The organism is Delftia sp. SD018 (assembly GCF_017355445.1).
In the GTDB taxonomy this organism is placed as follows: Bacteria; Pseudomonadota; Gammaproteobacteria; order Burkholderiales; family Burkholderiaceae_C; genus Comamonas; species Comamonas acidovorans.
Genome location: NZ_JADDRN010000034.1, coordinates 37,870 through 52,515, shown reverse-complemented (window position 1 = coordinate 52,515; position 14,646 = coordinate 37,870). Strand labels below are relative to the sequence as shown.

18 protein-coding genes are annotated in these 14,646 nt (G+C 68.3%); 7 read left to right on the top strand and 11 right to left on the bottom strand.

What is annotated here, in order from left to right:
- The 3 genes from INR38_RS25245 to INR38_RS25235 form a co-directional block, all read right to left on the bottom strand.
- On the bottom strand, window positions 1-719 hold a 719-nt coding region (locus INR38_RS25245), incomplete at its 3' end, for an ABC transporter permease (RefSeq protein WP_207476003.1).
- A complete protein-coding gene (locus INR38_RS25240) occupies window positions 709-1,509 on the bottom strand; it encodes an ABC transporter ATP-binding protein (RefSeq protein WP_099735002.1) in 801 nt (266 codons plus the stop codon). The genes INR38_RS25240 and INR38_RS25245, both read right to left, overlap by 11 nt.
- 14 nt (window positions 1,510-1,523) lie before the next feature.
- Window positions 1,524-2,519 (bottom strand): ABC transporter substrate-binding protein, encoded by a 996-nt coding sequence (locus INR38_RS25235; protein WP_207444055.1) that lies wholly within the window; start codon window positions 2,517-2,519, stop codon window positions 1,524-1,526.
- An 84-nt stretch (window positions 2,520-2,603) separates the two neighbouring features.
- Here INR38_RS25235 and INR38_RS25230 point away from each other — a divergent pair, with 84 nt between their 5' ends.
- Complete coding sequence (locus INR38_RS25230) at window positions 2,604-3,290, top strand: Crp/Fnr family transcriptional regulator (RefSeq protein ID WP_013800207.1); 687 nt, start codon at window positions 2,604-2,606, stop codon at window positions 3,288-3,290.
- A gap of 13 nt (window positions 3,291-3,303) precedes the next feature.
- Here INR38_RS25230 and INR38_RS25225 read toward each other — a convergent pair whose 3' ends face one another.
- Both INR38_RS25225 and INR38_RS25220 read right to left on the bottom strand, forming a co-directional pair.
- Window positions 3,304-3,942, bottom strand: coding sequence for an MBL fold metallo-hydrolase (locus tag INR38_RS25225; RefSeq protein WP_012202273.1), 639 nt, complete (start codon window positions 3,940-3,942; stop codon window positions 3,304-3,306).
- Between the two features lie 86 nt (window positions 3,943-4,028).
- Window positions 4,029-4,268, bottom strand: coding sequence for a zinc ribbon domain-containing protein (locus INR38_RS25220; RefSeq protein ID WP_013800208.1), 240 nt, complete (start codon window positions 4,266-4,268; stop codon window positions 4,029-4,031).
- 320 nt (window positions 4,269-4,588) lie between these two features.
- On the opposite strand from INR38_RS25220, the gene INR38_RS25215 reads away from it, so the two are divergent.
- The 3 genes from INR38_RS25215 to INR38_RS25205 are packed head-to-tail and all read left to right on the top strand — an operon-like array spanning window position 4,589 to window position 7,471.
- Window positions 4,589-5,704, top strand: a complete 1,116-nt coding sequence (locus tag INR38_RS25215; protein ID WP_012202275.1) for a Re/Si-specific NAD(P)(+) transhydrogenase subunit alpha — start codon at window positions 4,589-4,591, stop codon at window positions 5,702-5,704.
- A 1-nt stretch (window position 5,705) separates the two neighbouring features.
- A complete protein-coding gene (locus INR38_RS25210; RefSeq protein ID WP_012202276.1) occupies window positions 5,706-6,050 on the top strand; it encodes an NAD(P) transhydrogenase subunit alpha in 345 nt (114 codons plus the stop codon).
- Window positions 6,047-7,471 carry an NAD(P)(+) transhydrogenase (Re/Si-specific) subunit beta gene (locus INR38_RS25205; protein WP_012202277.1) on the top strand — a complete coding sequence of 475 codons (1,425 nt, stop codon included), beginning with the start codon at window positions 6,047-6,049 and terminating at the stop codon, window positions 7,469-7,471. The genes INR38_RS25210 and INR38_RS25205 overlap by 4 nt, the downstream gene beginning before the upstream one ends.
- Before the next feature lie 70 nt (window positions 7,472-7,541).
- Here the strand turns inward: INR38_RS25205 and INR38_RS25200 are convergent, their stop codons facing one another.
- The 3 genes from INR38_RS25200 to INR38_RS25190 form a co-directional block, all read right to left on the bottom strand.
- On the bottom strand, window positions 7,542-7,871 hold the full coding sequence (locus INR38_RS25200; protein WP_043791081.1) for a CcdB family protein: 330 nt from the start codon (window positions 7,869-7,871) through the stop codon (window positions 7,542-7,544).
- The gene (locus tag INR38_RS25195; RefSeq protein ID WP_043791083.1) at window positions 7,871-8,119 is read right to left on the bottom strand and encodes a type II toxin-antitoxin system CcdA family antitoxin; all 249 of its coding nucleotides are present in this window, start codon (window positions 8,117-8,119) and stop codon (window positions 7,871-7,873) included. The genes INR38_RS25200 and INR38_RS25195 overlap by 1 nt, the downstream gene beginning before the upstream one ends.
- Before the next feature lie 92 nt (window positions 8,120-8,211).
- The gene (locus tag INR38_RS25190) at window positions 8,212-9,015 is read right to left on the bottom strand and encodes an exodeoxyribonuclease III (protein ID WP_013800210.1); all 804 of its coding nucleotides are present in this window, start codon (window positions 9,013-9,015) and stop codon (window positions 8,212-8,214) included.
- Between the two features lie 10 nt (window positions 9,016-9,025).
- On the opposite strand from INR38_RS25190, the gene pyrE reads away from it, so the two are divergent.
- The 3 genes from pyrE (at window position 9,026) to INR38_RS25175 (ending at window position 13,221) form a co-directional block, all read left to right on the top strand.
- Window positions 9,026-9,727, top strand: coding sequence for an orotate phosphoribosyltransferase (pyrE, locus tag INR38_RS25185; RefSeq protein ID WP_013800211.1), 702 nt, complete (start codon window positions 9,026-9,028; stop codon window positions 9,725-9,727).
- A 7-nt stretch (window positions 9,728-9,734) separates the two neighbouring features.
- Window positions 9,735-10,403, top strand: coding sequence for a DUF4124 domain-containing protein (locus INR38_RS25180; protein WP_088166585.1), 669 nt, complete (start codon window positions 9,735-9,737; stop codon window positions 10,401-10,403).
- Between the two features lie 211 nt (window positions 10,404-10,614).
- On the top strand, window positions 10,615-13,221 hold the full coding sequence (locus INR38_RS25175; RefSeq protein ID WP_207444057.1) for a membrane-bound PQQ-dependent dehydrogenase, glucose/quinate/shikimate family: 2,607 nt from the start codon (window positions 10,615-10,617) through the stop codon (window positions 13,219-13,221).
- A 28-nt stretch (window positions 13,222-13,249) separates the two neighbouring features.
- On the opposite strand, the gene INR38_RS25170 is transcribed toward INR38_RS25175, so the two are convergent.
- The 3 genes from INR38_RS25170 to INR38_RS25160 form a co-directional block, all read right to left on the bottom strand.
- Window positions 13,250-13,603: a hypothetical protein gene (locus INR38_RS25170; RefSeq protein ID WP_207444059.1), complete on the bottom strand. Its 354-nt coding sequence runs from the start codon at window positions 13,601-13,603 to the stop codon at window positions 13,250-13,252.
- A 76-nt stretch (window positions 13,604-13,679) separates the two neighbouring features.
- Window positions 13,680-13,916 (bottom strand): hypothetical protein, encoded by a 237-nt coding sequence (locus tag INR38_RS25165; protein ID WP_013800215.1) that lies wholly within the window; start codon window positions 13,914-13,916, stop codon window positions 13,680-13,682.
- 122 nt (window positions 13,917-14,038) lie between these two features.
- Window positions 14,039-14,602, bottom strand: coding sequence for a nitroreductase family protein (locus tag INR38_RS25160; RefSeq protein WP_207444061.1), 564 nt, complete (start codon window positions 14,600-14,602; stop codon window positions 14,039-14,041).
- Window positions 14,603-14,646 lie beyond the last annotated feature (44 nt).

Sequence of the window (14,646 nt, the reverse complement as noted above, 5' to 3'; positions counted from 1 at the left end):
ATGAAGCGCACCATGCCCACGCCCAGCAGGGCCAGCACCAGCAGCAGCGCCATGACGCCATTGATGTCGAAGGTGGAGCCCAGGTAGGCCAGGGTCTGGCCCAGGCCCTTTTCGCTGGCGATGATCTCGGTGCCCACCACGCCCAGCAGGGCATAGATCAATCCCAGGCGCAGGCCCGAGAAGATCACTGGGACGGCGCCGGGCAGCGTGACCTCGAAGAAGGTGGTGGCGGCGCTGGCGCCCAGCGTGCGGCACAGCGTCACATGGTCCTGGCTGACGCCCCGCATGCCTGCCACCGTGGCCGACAGCACGATGAAGAAGGTCAGCGAGCAGCCCACGGCGATCTTGCTGCCCAGCCCCAGCCCGAACCACAGGATGAACAGGGGCGCCAGCGCGATGCGCGGCATCACGTTCAGCGCGTTGAAGTAGGGCTCCGCAAAGCGCTCGATGGCCGGCCAGCGCACGAAGGCCAGCCCCGTGGCAAAGGCGGCCACGCTGCCCAGAACGAAGGAGCAGGCCACGGCCGCCAGCGTCCAGCCCAGGTCGGACCAGAACCGGGCCGTGCCCGCATGGTTCCAGAGATAGGCGGCCACGCCGCTGGGCTGGCCGAAGAAGGTGGGGTCCAGCCAGCGGCGCGCGGCGGCCCATTCGGCCAGTCCCAGCACGAGACAGATGAACAGCGCATGCAGCGCCAGCCATTGCAGACGGTCAGCCTTCATGGTGCACCCATCCCGATTCAAGCTGCGACCACAGGGCCGCGTAGAGTTCATGGAAGCGCGGCGACTTCTGCAGGTCGCGGATGGAGCGCGGGCGCGGCAGGTCTATGGGCAGGTCGGCGATGATGCGGCCCGGGCGCGAGGACATCACCACCACGCGGTCGGAGACGGCCACGGCCTCGGCCAGGTCATGGGTCACGAACAGCACGCTGTGGCGGTGCTGCTGGCACAGGCGCAGCAGCAGGTCCTGCAGCTGCAGCTTGGTCTGCGCGTCCAGGGCGCCGAAGGGCTCGTCCATCAGCAGCAGCTGCGCGTCCAGCGCAAAGGTGCGCGCCAGCGCCGTGCGCTGGCGCATGCCGTGCGACAAGGCCTTGGGCAGGGCCTGCGCATGGTCGGCCAGGCCTACCTCCTGCAGCATGCGCAGTGCGCGCTCCGTGCTGTCGGCCGTGCCGACGCCGCGCACGCGCGCGCCGAAGGCGGCGTTCTCCAGCGCCGTGCACCAGGGCAGCAGGCTGTCGCGCGCCAGCATGTAGCCCACGCGGGAACTGCCCAGGCGCGGTGCCTCGCCCAGCACGCGCAGCGTGCCGGCGCCGGTGTGGGCCACAAGGCCTGCGCAGAGGTTGAGCAGGCTGGTCTTGCCGCAGCCGCTGGGCCCGACCAGCGAGACGAATTCGCCCTCGGCCACCTGCAGCGCAATGTTGTCCAGCACCTGCGTGCGGCCGTCGAAGCTCAGGTGCAGGCCGTCGGCGGCAATGGCCTGCGGGGGCGGAAGGCGTGATCCATTGGGAGTCATGGCGAGCGCCTCCTTCACTGCACCAGCAGGGGCGCGGTGTCGATCAGCCGGCTGATCTGCCCCGTGCGCTGCAGGTAGCGGGCGGCGTGCTGCAATGCCCCGGGGTCCACTGCGAACTGCATGGAAGGAATGGCGTTGCGCAGCGCCACTTCCAGGATCCGGTCGCCGCCGGGCGTGTTGATCCTGAAGCTGTCCTGCGCGACTTTGAGCAATGCATCGAAATGGGCCGGTTCGCGGGCATAGTCAGCCGCCTCGTTCATGGCGCGGCGCAAGCCCTCCACGGCCGGGGCGTTCTTGCGCAGGAAGTCGGCGCGCACCACCTGCAGCACGCCGGCGCCGTTGGTGTCCAACACCTCGGCGGGACCCTGGCCCCTGCGCGGATCGACCACGATGCGACAGGCCTGGCTGACCTCGCAAAAGCCGTCCATGGGCGAGAACAGCATCAGGCCATCGACCTGCTTTTGCGCAATCGCCGGAAAGGCGGTGTTGGGCGAGCCCACGGCGACGATGGTCACATCGTCCGCCTTCATGCCCGCACCCTGCAGCAGGCTCACGAGCTGGAACTCGGCCGCGCTGCCACGCGCCGTCACGCCGATGCGCCGGCCCTTGAAGTCCTGCATCACGGCGGGATAGCCCTGGGCGGCACGCGGGGTGGGCAGGGCCGACGAGGCCATGAGGAAGAACGTCGGCGCGCTCGCGCCGCTGCCGATCACCTTGAGGTCGGCGCCCTTGTTGACCGCCTGAAGCAGCACCTCGGGCGGCGTAAACGCCACTTCGAGGTCACCGGCCAGCAAGGTCTGCAGCGCCAGCGGCGCCTGCGGGATGGGACGCAGTTCGCAGCGTATGCCGTGCTTCTCGCACAGTCCCCGCGCGTTGGCCACGCGCACCAGGAAATTGCCGATGCCGGGGTAGTCCTGGATACGCAGCGTGGGCGTCTGTGCCAGGGCTGCCTGGGTCGAGAGCAGGGCGAACACGAAGGCGGATACCAGGGCGAGCGTGGTGCGGATCATGGGGCGGGCTCCATACGTGTGGGTATGGGGCCGATTACAAGGATGGTGCTATGCGCCAATTGCCGCGAAAGGGACAATGGGCGGGTGAACACCAAGCTCGGTTCCCCCAACACGTCTTTGGCGCAGGCGCGCAGCGAGCGCTATCGCGTGGACCTGCTGGCCGAATTGCCGGCCGCATCGGCACGCGGGCTGCGGGCCATAGGCTCCAGGCGCCGCTACCGCGATGGACAGTTCGTGCAAAAGCGCGGCGATGCGGCCGACCATGCGCTGGTGCTGCTGTCAGGGCGCTTTCGTGTCGTGGCCTTCACCGTGGGCGGCACCGAGCGCATGACGCGCTGGCTGGAGGCCGGGGAGATCACCGGCATCAGCTCGGTGCTGGGCAATGCGCCCGTGCCCGTGGACCTGGTGGCCGATGGCGATGTCGAGGTGCTGGTTCTGCCGCGCCAGCCGCTGCTGGACTTCCTGGAGCGCGATGCACCCGCATGCCTGGCTGTGGCGCGCCTGCTGAGCCTGCGCGTGAACGGGCTGCTGGACACCATCTTCATCAGTTCGGAGGACACGCTGCATGCCCGGGTCTGGGCCACCTTGCAGGTTCTGGCGGCAGAGAACGGCCAGCCCCTGCCCGGCGGCCGCACCCTGCTGCGCATATCGCAGGGTGATCTGTCGCATGTGGTGGGCGCCTCGCGCCAGCGCGTGAACGAGGAGCTGCGCAAGCTGCAGGCGGGCGGCAGCGTGCGTCTGGGCTATCGGTGGATCGAGGTGCTGGGCTGAGACAGCTGCAGGTTCAGGTCCCGCCCACGTAGGGGTTGCTCTTGCGCTCGCGGCCGAAGCTGCTTTCGGGGCCGTGGCCTGGGATGAACACGGTCTGGTCGCCCATGGGCCACAGGCGCTGGACGATGCTGTCGATCAGCTGCTGGTGGTTGCCCTGGGGAAAGTCGGTGCGGCCTATGCTGCCCGCGAACAGCACGTCGCCCACGAAGGCGCGGTCGATCTGCGGCGCATGGAACACCACGTGGCCGGGCGTGTGGCCGGGGCAGTGGCGCACCTGCAGCGTTTCCTGGCCGATGCTCACCGTGTCGCCATCGTGCAGCCAGCGCGTGGGCGTGAAGGGGTCCGAATGCGGGAAGCCGAACATGGCGCCCTGCTGGGGCAGCGCATCGATCCAGAACTGGTCGCCGGGATGGGGGCCGATGATGGGCAGCTGCTGTGCATCGGCCAGCTCGCGCGTGCCGCCTGCGTGGTCTATGTGGGCGTGCGTGAGCCAGATGGCCTTGAGCGCCAGGCCCAGGCGCTCAATCTCCCAGCCGATCTGCTCCAGGTCGCCGCCCGGATCGATGACGGCGGCTTCCATGGTCTGGTCGCACCAGACCAGCGAGCAGTTCTGCTGGAAGGCGGTGACGGGGATGGTGTGGTACTGGAGCATGGGCGGCGTGGGTGCTTCTGGCGAAAGCGCCCATTATTCCCGCTCCTTCCCCTGATGGCAGCGCAGGGCCGCCTCCGCTTGCGCCCTCAGGTGGTCGGCTGGCCGCATTGCCCGCAGAACCGCGCGCCGGCCGGATGGCTGGCGTTGCAGTTCCTGCAGGCCTGCGGCAGCACCGCGCCGCCACACTGCGGGCAAAAGCGCGAGCTGGCGGCAATGGATGCACGGCAGCCGGGGCAGACCGCCGCCACGGCGGCGGCACGGTATGCGCCGCCGCCGTGGTGGCCGCCGCGTGAATGATTTCCGAACAGTCTTTGCAAGAGTCCCATGGTGCATTCCTTCGCACTGCGCGGATGCGCCGCTGCAGTCGTTCAAAGGCGCATTGGGACACGGCAGCGGTCCGCCGGGCCGTGGATGGCGATCATTTAATGTGGCTGTCATCTCGTGGCAATCCAGGCCCTGTGACGGACAGGAGACAGCCTCGCGGGCAGACCCCGTGGCTGCGGCAACGCCGCCGTGTTACAAGCTAGCCGTGCCGCCAAGCCAGCCTGCCCCCGATGCAGGCACGCAAGGATTTTTTCGAGGATGGGCCGGGCCGCCACCTGCGCAATGCAGGGCGGGTACCGGCATCACGCGAGGGAGAACCGGTATGTTGATTGGCGTGCCTGCCGAGACCATGGCAGGAGAAACCCGGGTGGCTGCGACCCCCGAGACCGTCAAGAAGCTGCGTGCGCAAGGCCATGTGCTGCGCGTGCAGGCGGGGGCGGGAGTGGCGGCCAGCGTGCCCGATGCCTTGTACGAGGCAGCGGGCGCGGAGATCGTCGATGTGGCAGGCGCCCTGGGCGCCGACCTGGTGCTCAAGGTCCGTATCCCTTCGGAGGACGAGTTGCCCGGCATCCGCAAGGGCGCAACGCTGGTCGGCATGCTGGACCCGTTCCAGCCCGCAGGCCTGCAGCGCCTGGCCGATGCGGGAGTGACGGCCTATGCGCTGGAGGCGGCTCCGCGCACCACGCGTGCGCAGAGCATGGACGTACTGTCCAGCCAGGCCAATATCGCCGGCTACAAGGCCGTGATGATTGCGGCCAACCAGTACCAGCGCTTCTTTCCCATGCTGATGACGGCGGCCGGCACGGTGAAGGCCGCGCGCGTCGTGGTGCTGGGCGTGGGCGTGGCCGGCCTGCAGGCCATTGCCACGGCCAAGCGCCTGGGCGCCGTGATCGAGGCCAGCGATGTGCGGCCCAGCGTGCGTGAGCAGGTCGAATCCTTGGGCGGCAAGTTCATCGACGTGCCCTACGAGACCGCCGAGGAAAAGGAGGCCGCCGAAGGCGTGGGCGGCTACGCGCGCCCCATGCCGCAAAGCTGGCTGGACCGCCAGAAGGCCGAGGTGGCCAAGCGCGTGGCCCAGGCCGACGTGGTCATCACCACGGCGCTGATCCCGGGCCGGCCCGCTCCCGTGCTGGTCACGGCCGAGATGGTGCAGGCCATGAAGCCCGGCGCCGTCATCGTGGACCTGGCGGCAGAGCGCGGCGGCAACTGCCCGCTGACCCAGGCCGGCATGACCGTGGTCACGCATGGCGTGACCATCGTGGGACTGACCAACCTGCCCGCCATGGTGGCGGCCGATGCCTCGGCCCTGTATGCACGCAATGTGCTCGATTTTCTCAAGCTCATCATCAACAAGGATGGCGCCCTGCATGTGGACATGGAGGACGACATCGTGGCCGCGTGCCTGATGGCCCATGAAGGCCAGCTGCGGAGGAAATGACATGGAAGCCGTATCCCCCACCATCATCCATCTCATCATCTTCGTGCTGGCCATCTACGTGGGCTACCACGTGGTGTGGACCGTCACGCCCGCGCTGCACACGCCGCTGATGGCGGTGACCAATGCCATCTCGGCCATCGTCATCGTCGGCGCCATGCTGGCGGCGGCGCTCACGGAAACGGGCCTGGGCAAGACCATGGGCGTGCTGGCCGTGGCGCTGGCTGCGGTCAACGTATTCGGCGGCTTCCTGGTCACGCGGCGCATGCTGGAGATGTTCCGCAAGAAAGAGCGCAAGAGCGCTCCGGCAAAGGACGGCAAGGACGCCAAGGCGGAGGGCCAGTCATGAGCATGAACCTCGTCACATTGCTCTACCTGGTGGCCAGCGTCTGCTTCATCCAGGCGCTCAAGGGGCTGTCGCATCCCACCACCTCCATACGCGGCAACCTGTTCGGCATGGCCGGCATGGTGATCGCCGTGCTGACCACGGCGGCGCTCATCGTGCAACTGGCCGGCGGCAACGCCCTGGGCCTGGGCTGGGTGCTGCTGGGCCTGCTGGTCGGCGGCACGGCCGGTGCCGTCATGGCCCAGCGCGTGGAGATGACCAAGATGCCCGAGCTGGTGGCCTTCATGCACAGCATGATCGGCCTGGCGGCGGTGTTCATCGCCGTGGCCGCCGTGGCCGAGCCCTGGGCCTTTGCCATCACGGCCAAGGGCGGCGCCATTCCCGGCGGCAACCGCGTGGAGCTGGCGCTGGGCGCCTTCATCGGCGCCGTGACCTTCACGGGCTCGGTGATCGCCTTCGGCAAGCTCAGCGGCAAGTACAAGTTCCGCCTGTTCCAGGGCGCGCCCGTGCAGTTCAAGGGCCAGCATGCGCTCAACGCCGTGCTGGGGCTGGCAGCAGCCTTCTTCGTCTTCGGCTTCTGGCACAGCCAAAGCTGGATGGACATCGTGCTGGTCATCGCCCTGGGCCTGCTGCTGGGCGTGCTGCTGATCATTCCGATTGGCGGCGCGGACATGCCGGTGGTCGTGTCCATGCTCAACAGCTACTCGGGCTGGGCGGCGGCGGGCATCGGCTTCTCGCTGAACAACAGCATGCTGATCATTGCGGGTTCGCTGGTGGGCAGCTCGGGCGCCATCCTGAGCTACATCATGTGCAAGGCCATGAACCGCTCGTTCTTCAGCGTGATCCTGGGCGGCTTCGGCGGCGAGGCCACCAGCGCGGCGGCAGGCTCCCAGCAGCAGCGCAACGTGAAAAGCGGCAGCGCCGACGATGCAGCCTTCGTCCTGGGCAATGCCGAGACCGTGGTCATCGTGCCCGGCTACGGCCTGGCCGTGGCGCGTGCCCAGCACGCGGTCAAGGAGCTGGCCGACAAGCTCACCGAACGGGGCGTGACCGTGAAGTACGCCATCCACCCGGTGGCGGGCCGCATGCCCGGCCACATGAACGTGCTGCTGGCCGAGGCCGAGGTGCCCTACGACCAGGTCTTCGAGATGGAGGACATCAACAGCGAGTTCGGCCAGGCCGACGTGGCCATCATCCTGGGCGCCAACGACGTGGTGAACCCCGCCGCACACGTCAAGGGCAGCCCCATCTACGGCATGCCCATCCTGGAGGCCTACAAGGCCAAGACGGTGATCGTCAACAAGCGCTCCATGGCGGCCGGCTATGCGGGCCTGGACAACGAGCTGTTCTACATGGACAAGACCATGATGGTCTTCGGCGACGCCAAGAAGGTGGTGGAGGACATGGGCAAGGCGCTGGAGTGAGGCGTGCGCCCGGGCTGAAGTCCGAGGAGGGCAGGGCCCAAGCCCTGGCCTCCTTGAAAACGATCTTGGGTCAGCCCCCGGACCGGGTCAGCAATTCGTCCAGCGCATCGGCGATGGCTTGGCCTTCATGCTCCAGTGAGGCCACCACTTCACCCAATTGATCCAGGGCGACTGAAACCATGTCCAGGGCATGCAGGACGACCGGCACGCCTTCAATGACAAACACAGGATTCATCCTCGCACCCACGGTTGGAGTGCCGCGCGGCAGCAGATTCTGCCGAACCAGTGGAACCACGACGCGACGGCGGTAGCGGTCAAACAGCGAGGACTGGACCACGACGACGTAGGGAATCGAGTCGCGCAAGGCTCCCTTGTTGCGATGAACGTCGAATTGCGCCACTAGAGCGTCGAGTGCTCGTCTGCGAACGAACCCACCGCGATGTTGACCGCGTTCCAGTCGCTGGCGCAGGCGTCGGCAAGCCGTTGGCGCTCACGCTGTGCGCCCTCCTGCCTGGCAACGTATTCGGCCAGCAGGGATTCCATGGTGGCCGAGAGATTGTCGGTATAGGCCTTGGCCTGCGTCACCAGATCTGCATTGATCGTGAGATGGATTGGCCGCTTGGCGCTGGAGACAGCAATGGATTTCATCTCGGAACCCTCAGATAAAGATCATGCGCAAAGTGTCTGTATGAGAGCGCGACGAGTCAAACCGCCGCGACCCAAGGCCCTGCTTGAACGTCTCACACCTTCATGTCATAGCCGATGGTGACCGGCGCATGGTCCGAGAACTTCACATCCTTGTAGATGTGCTCGGTGCGCGCCAGTGCGGCGGTGGCCGGGGTGGCCAGGTGGTAGTCCAGGCGCCATCCCACGTTGTTGGCATAGGCCTGGCCGCGGTTGCTCCACCATGTGTAGCAGGCGTCCGTGGTGTCCGGCTGGAGCAGGCGATAAACGTCCACAAGACCGCCCGTGGGATCAGTTTTGTGTAACAACTTTGTCATCCACTCGCGCTCTTCGGGCGTGAAACCGCTGTTTTTCTGGTTGCTGCGCCAGTTCTTGAGGTCGATCTGCTGGTGGGCGATGTTGATGTCGCCGCACAGGATGAACTCGCGCTCGCCCTTCATGCGCATCAGGTGATCGTGCATTTCGGCCAGGAAGCGGAACTTGGCCGTCTGGCGCAGTTCGCCCGAGCTGCCGCTGGGAAAGTAGGCGCTGATGATGGACAGCTTGCGCGCGGGCGTGTCGAAGCGCGCCTCCACGTAGCGGCCCTCGGCGTCGAATTCGTGCGAGCCGAAGCCGACCACGACATCGCTGGGCTCGTGGCGGCTGTAGACGCCCACGCCCGAGTAGCCCTTCTTCTCGGCGTAGTGGAAGTGGCCGCGCAGGCCGGCCAGCAGCTCGAAGCGTCCGGTCATGTCGGCGGCCTGGGCCTTGATTTCCTGCACGCAAATACAATCCGGCGCAGTGGCCTCGATCCAGGCTTCGACGCCCTTGGTCGAGGCCGAGCGGATGCCGTTGAGGTTGAGGCTGGTCAATTTGAACAAGGATGAATCCATGGTGGTGAGTAATCTGCAGGCCGATGACACAGGCCGTCTGGCGCAGGAATTTGTGCAATTCGCCGTTGACGCAGGGGTGCTGCGTTTCGGCGAGTTCAAGACCAAGGCCGGGCGCATGAGCCCGTACTTCTTCAATGCCGGCCTGTTCGATGACGGCGGCAAGATGGGCCGTCTCGCCGAATTCTATGCAAAAGCCATCGCGGCCAGCGGCATCGAGTTCGACATGATCTTCGGCCCCGCCTACAAGGGCATCCCGCTGGCCGCCACCGTGGCCGTGGAACTGGCCCGCATGGGCCTGAACAAGCCCTTTGCGTACAACCGCAAGGAAGCGAAGGACCACGGCGAGGGCGGCACCCTGGTGGGCGCGCCCCTCAAGGGCCGCGTGCTGATCGTGGACGACGTGATGAGCGCCGGCACGGCAGCGCGCGAGTCCATCGCCATCATCCGCGCCGCAGGCGCCACGCCACATGCCGTGGCGATCGCGCTGGACCGCCAGGAAATGGCCACCGAGAATGGCCAGGACGTGCCGCACAGCGCCGTGCAGTACGTGCGCAATCAGCTGGGCATGCAGGTCTGCACCATTGCAAAGTTGGCAGATTTATTGCTTTATCTTGAGATTCAAGGTGGCAGCGAAGGCAGCGGCCACCATGAGCGCGTGCTGGCCTACCGCCAGCGTTACGGAGTCAACGACAAGGAATAAGGGTTTGATGAACAAGGCGTTGCATGCACGGTTCCTGTGGTGCGCCCTGGCTGGTGCCACGGCTGGCCCTGCCTGCGCCCTGGATGCCGGCGTGCCGGCCGGCATCTATGCATGCACCGACGCCAAGGGCCGGCGCCTGACGGCAGACCGCCCGATTGCCGAATGCGTGGACCGCGACCAGCGTGTGCTGGGCAGCTCCGGCGTGGAGCTGCGCCGCGTCGGCCCCACGCTGACCGACAACGAGCGCGCCGAGCTCGATGCCCAGCGCCGCCGCGAGCAGGCCGAACAGCGCCGTGTGCGCGAGGAGCGCTCGCGCGAGCGCGCGCTGATTGCGCGCTATCCCAACCAGGCCGCGCACGACGCCGAACGCGCCGAGGCCCTGTCGCAGACCGACCAGGTCGCCAACCTGGCGCGCCAGCGCATACAGGAGCTGCAGGCCCAGCGCGTCAAGATCGATGGCGAGATGGAGTTCTACCGCAAGGACCCGTCCAAGGCCCCCGCCTCCCTGCGCCGCCAGCTCGATGAAAACCGCAGCAGTCAGGAAGAGCAGCAGCGCTTCATCCAGCAGCAGGAGCAGGAAAAAAGCCGCATCAACCAGCGCTTCGATGCCGAGCTCGTGCCGCTGCGTGCGCTGTGGAGCGCGGCCGCCGCCGCTGCGGCTCCCACGGGCCGCTGAACGGCCCTTGCCCCCTGTCTTTCCCGTCTGGCGCGAACGGCCTGCCGCACGCCCGGCGCGCGTGAATCGGATTCGTCCTGCAAGCGCTGCCATTGCGGCGGTCTAGGCTGTCACTACATTCCCGGCCACGGATTTTCCCGGGCCCTCAGGGCCTGGCTGCTGGTGTGCGCTGCAGCCACAGGTGCCGGGCCGCCGCGAGAAGGGAGCATGCATGACGGCATGGCGATGGTTGACGGTGCTGTGGCTGTGGGCCGCCGGTGCCTGGCTGGCCTGGGGAGGCGCGCAGCTGCTGTGGGCCGGGGGCAGCGGCTACTACGTGGTGGCAGGTGTGCTGCTGTTGGCCGTGGGCCTGGGTGTGGCGCGCCGTTCGGCTGCGGCGCTGTGGCTGTTTGCGCTGTGGCTGCTGGGCACCGCGCTGTGGGCGGTCTGGGAGATAGGGCTGGACTGGTGGCCGCTGGCGGGGCGCCTGGGGGTGCCCTGGTTGATGGGCCTGCTGCTGGTGCTGCCCTGGTCGGTGCGTGCGCTGCGCCATGAGCCCGACATGGGCCAGAACCGGGGCCTGGCACCGGCCCATGCGGCGCTGGCGCTGGTGGTGCTGGGCACGGCCATTCTTGCGGGCCTGTCATTCGGGCGGCAGCGCGATGCCCATGAAACCCAGGGCCAGTTTGCGGGTGCGGCCGCCGCTGCGTCGGACCTGCCGGCCGACGGCCAGGTCACGGCCGTGCAGAACATGTCCATGGTGGCCTCCGATGCCGGTGGCCTGCGCAGCCCGCCGGTGCTGCAGGGCGATGCCACCGATGCCGTGCCCGAGGGCGAATGGCATGCCTATGGCCGCACCGGAGCGGGCCAGCGCTATTCGCCGCTGCGCCAGATCGGCCCGCACAACGTGCGGCTGCTGCAATTGGCCTGGGAGTTCCGCACGGGCGATGTGCGCGGCAAACCCGGCGATCCCGAAGAAACCACGTTCGAGGTCACGCCGCTGAAGATCGGCGAGCGCCTGTTCCTGTGCACGCCCCACCAGTCGGTGATTGCACTCGATGCCACCACGGGCAAGCAGCTGTGGCGGCGCGACCTGCCCATGCCCAAGGGGCTGGCGCTGCAGCACCTGACCTGCCGGGGCCTGTCCTACCAGTCGGCGCAGGCGGCCGCGCAGTTCGATGCGGCGGCAGGGCAGACGCATTCGGCGGTGGCGCCGGCTGCAAGGAAGCCCGGCGCGCAGGCCATGCCTGCACCCACCGCCGCATCCACGGCTTCGGCTTCTGCAGCCCCTGGCGATGACGGCCGCTGCACCGCCAAGCTGTTCATGGCCACGGCCGACGGCAAGGTGGTCGCGCTCAATCCCGCAGATGGCCAGACCTGCAGCAATGTGGCGGGCGGCCAGGGCCAGATCGACCTCTGGCAGGGCATGCCCGAGCGCAAGCCGGGCTCGTACTACTCGACCTCGCCGGTGGTGGTGGCGCGCGACCGCATCATCGTGGGCGGCACGGTGCTGGACAACCATTCCACGCGCGAGCCTTCGGGCGTGATCCGTGCGTTCGACATCCGCTCGGGTGCGCTGCTGTGGGCCTGGGACCCGGGGCGGCCGGGCAACAGCACGCCGCTGCCCCCGGGGCAGACCTATGTGCCCAGCTCGCCCAACAGCTGGTCCATCTCCAGCGTGGACGAGACGCTGGGCCTCGTCTTCGTGCCCATGGGCAATGCGCCGCCCGACCAGTGGGGCGGGCGGCGCAGCGCCGAGGCCGAGCAGTATTCGTCCTCGGTGGTGGCGCTGGACATTGCCACGGGCGCCGTGCGCTGGGTTTTCCAGACCGTGCACCACGATCTCTGGGACTACGACGTGCCCTCGCAGCCCAGCCTGATCGACCTGGAGATCGGCGGCCACAGCGTGCCCGCCCTGGTGCAGCCCACCAAGCAGGGTGAGCTGTTCGTGCTGGACCGGCGCACGGGCCAGCCGCTGCTGCCCGTCACCGAGGTGGCTGCGCCGCAGGGCGCGGCACGCGGCGACCGCACGGCGCCCACGCAGCCGCATTCGCAACTGAGCTTCAACCCCCCGGCCCTGACCGAGCGCGACATGTGGGGCGCCAGCCCCTTCGAGCAACTGTGGTGCCGGCTGGCCTTTCGCCGCCTGCGCTACGAGGGACGCTTCACGCCGCCCTCGGAGCAGGGCTCGCTGATCTATCCGGGCAACTTCGGCGTTTTCAACTGGGGCGGCGTGGCCGTGGACCCGCGCCGGCAGGTGGTGTTTGCCACGCCCACGCGGCTGGCCTTCGTCTCCACCCTGGTGCCGCGTGCGGACGATACCTCGCTGCTGGTGCAGGATGGCGGCCCGCCCAAGGACGGCCTGCCCGCGCTCAACGAAAACTTTGGCGCACCGTTTGCGGTGCGGCTCAAGCCCTTTGTCTCGCCGCTGGGCATTCCCTGCCAGGCGCCGCCCTGGGGCTTTGTGGCGGGTGCCGACCTGCGCACGGGCCAGATCGTCTGGCAGCGCCGCAACGGCACGCCGCGTGACCTGAGCCCGCTGCCGCTGGGCTTTCGCATGGGCGTGCCCGGCATTGGCGGCCCGGTGATGACCGCTGGCGGCGTGGCCTTCTACTCGGGGGCACTGGACAACTATGTGCGCGCCTACGACGTGGACAGCGGCCGCCAGCTCTGGCAGGACCGCCTGCCCGCAGGCGGCCAGGCCACGCCCATGACCTACCTGGGCACGGACCAGCGCCAGTACCTGGTGGTGGTGGCGGGTGGGCATGGTTCGACCGGAACCAAGGCCGGGGACAGCGTGCGCGCCTATGTGCTGCCCAAGGAGGTGGCGGCGCCCTGAGCGCTCGCACCGTGGGGTCAGCGCCGGCTCATGCCGATCCGGCCCGGCCCAGCATGCGCAGCACGCGCGTGACCAGCAGCGCGGCCACCCAAGTCAGTCCGCCGATCAGAAACGGCAGGCGCAGCAGCGCGCCTTGCTGGGCGAACAGCATCAGCGCGTCGGCCTTCCACAGCACGGCATAGCCCGTGTACAGGCCGTAGGCCAGCCAGGCCAGGGCGCCCAGGGCGAACAGGGCCGCCATGCGCCGGGCGCTGCGGCCATCGCGCGAATCCGCGGGCAGGGCGCGCGTGCCGTGCCAGACCCAGCCGATCGAGGCGAGCACCAGCAAGGCACTGGCTGCCACGGACAGCTGCAGCCAGGTATGGGGAGAGAGTGAGGACATCAAAAGGAAACTGCGCGCCGGCACCGTGCCGGCCGCAGCGAGTGTAGCGGCGCCGTGCTTTGCGCCGCCTGCGCGCTCAGGCTGGCTGCCAGACGGTGGCGCCGTGGCCCTGGCCGCCGCTTCCGGGCACGGCATGGATGCCCAGCACGGCCGCGTGGCGCTGCAGCAGGGCGTCGAATTGCTCGGTGCTTTCCGCCGTGGCCGGGGCGTCGTCGTATTCGCTGGCCACCTGGTCCGTGGTGAAGGAGCTGGCGCCGAACTTCTGGACGATGTTGCGCAGCTTGTCGAGATTGGGGCTGGTGGATGGGGTCATGGCAACTCCTTGGGGTCATGGACGCCTGCTGCGCCGCAGGCCTGTGGGCCAGTGTAGCCCCGGGGCCTGGGCAGGCCATCCGGGGCATCCCCGCAAAGCGGCGTAGGACTTGGAACCCGCCGTCAGCCGCCCGTGGCCACGGGGCCGGCGCTCAGCACTTCGGCCAGCGGCTTGCGGGGCGAGGGCACCTCGCGCTCGCGCAGATCGTCGGGCAGGGTGGCCGCATCGCCACGCCAGCCCACGGCGATCACCACCTCGGGCTCCAGGTGCTCGGGCAGGCGCAGCACCTCGCGTGCGGCGTCGGCCGAGAAGCCGCCCATGGCGTGCGTGGCCAGGCCCATGGCATGGGCTTCCAGCGCCAGGTAGCCCCAGGCGCAGCCCGCGTCAAAGCTGTGCTTGCCGGGCGAGGCCAGGCGGTCGGACATCAGCACGATCAGCGCGCCCGCCTCCAGGCACCAGCGGCGGTTGAATTCGTTGGGAATGGTGCTGAAGGCCTGCCAGTTCGCATCGCCGCGCAGCGCATAGGCAAAGTGCCAGGGCTGCTTGTTGCTGGCCGAAGGGGCCCAGCGCGCGGCGTCGGCCAGTTGCTCGATCTGGGCCTTGCTCAGTGCCTCCGGCTTGAAGGCGCGCGGCGACATGCGGCCCAGGAACTGGGGATGGATGGGGGTGGTGGTGTTGCGTGTCATGCGGATAGGCGGCAAGCAGAAAGGAAAGCGGCAACGATAGCGCA

What these genes read in the sequence shown, in the direction of transcription:
- INR38_RS25240 (WP_099735002.1), bottom strand. Translation starts at nt 1,509, where the DNA reads ATGACTCCCAATGGATCACGCCTTCCGCCCCCGCAGGCCATTGCCGCC.
- INR38_RS25235 (WP_207444055.1), bottom strand. Translation starts at nt 2,519, where the DNA reads ATGATCCGCACCACGCTCGCCCTGGTATCCGCCTTCGTGTTCGCCCTG.
- INR38_RS25225 (WP_012202273.1), bottom strand. Translation starts at nt 3,942, where the DNA reads ATGCTCCAGTACCACACCATCCCCGTCACCGCCTTCCAGCAGAACTGC.
- INR38_RS25220 (WP_013800208.1), bottom strand. Translation starts at nt 4,268, where the DNA reads ATGGGACTCTTGCAAAGACTGTTCGGAAATCATTCACGCGGCGGCCAC.
- INR38_RS25215 (WP_012202275.1), top strand. Translation starts at nt 4,589, where the DNA reads ATGTTGATTGGCGTGCCTGCCGAGACCATGGCAGGAGAAACCCGGGTG.
- INR38_RS25210 (WP_012202276.1), top strand. Translation starts at nt 5,706, where the DNA reads ATGGAAGCCGTATCCCCCACCATCATCCATCTCATCATCTTCGTGCTG.
- INR38_RS25205 (WP_012202277.1), top strand. Translation starts at nt 6,047, where the DNA reads ATGAGCATGAACCTCGTCACATTGCTCTACCTGGTGGCCAGCGTCTGC.
- INR38_RS25195 (WP_043791083.1), bottom strand. Translation starts at nt 8,119, where the DNA reads ATGAAATCCATTGCTGTCTCCAGCGCCAAGCGGCCAATCCATCTCACG.
- pyrE (WP_013800211.1), top strand. Translation starts at nt 9,026, where the DNA reads ATGGTGGTGAGTAATCTGCAGGCCGATGACACAGGCCGTCTGGCGCAG.
- INR38_RS25180 (WP_088166585.1), top strand. Translation starts at nt 9,735, where the DNA reads ATGAACAAGGCGTTGCATGCACGGTTCCTGTGGTGCGCCCTGGCTGGT.
- INR38_RS25175 (WP_207444057.1), top strand. Translation starts at nt 10,615, where the DNA reads ATGACGGCATGGCGATGGTTGACGGTGCTGTGGCTGTGGGCCGCCGGT.
- INR38_RS25170 (WP_207444059.1), bottom strand. Translation starts at nt 13,603, where the DNA reads ATGTCCTCACTCTCTCCCCATACCTGGCTGCAGCTGTCCGTGGCAGCC.
- INR38_RS25165 (WP_013800215.1), bottom strand. Translation starts at nt 13,916, where the DNA reads ATGACCCCATCCACCAGCCCCAATCTCGACAAGCTGCGCAACATCGTC.
- INR38_RS25160 (WP_207444061.1), bottom strand. Translation starts at nt 14,602, where the DNA reads ATGACACGCAACACCACCACCCCCATCCATCCCCAGTTCCTGGGCCGC.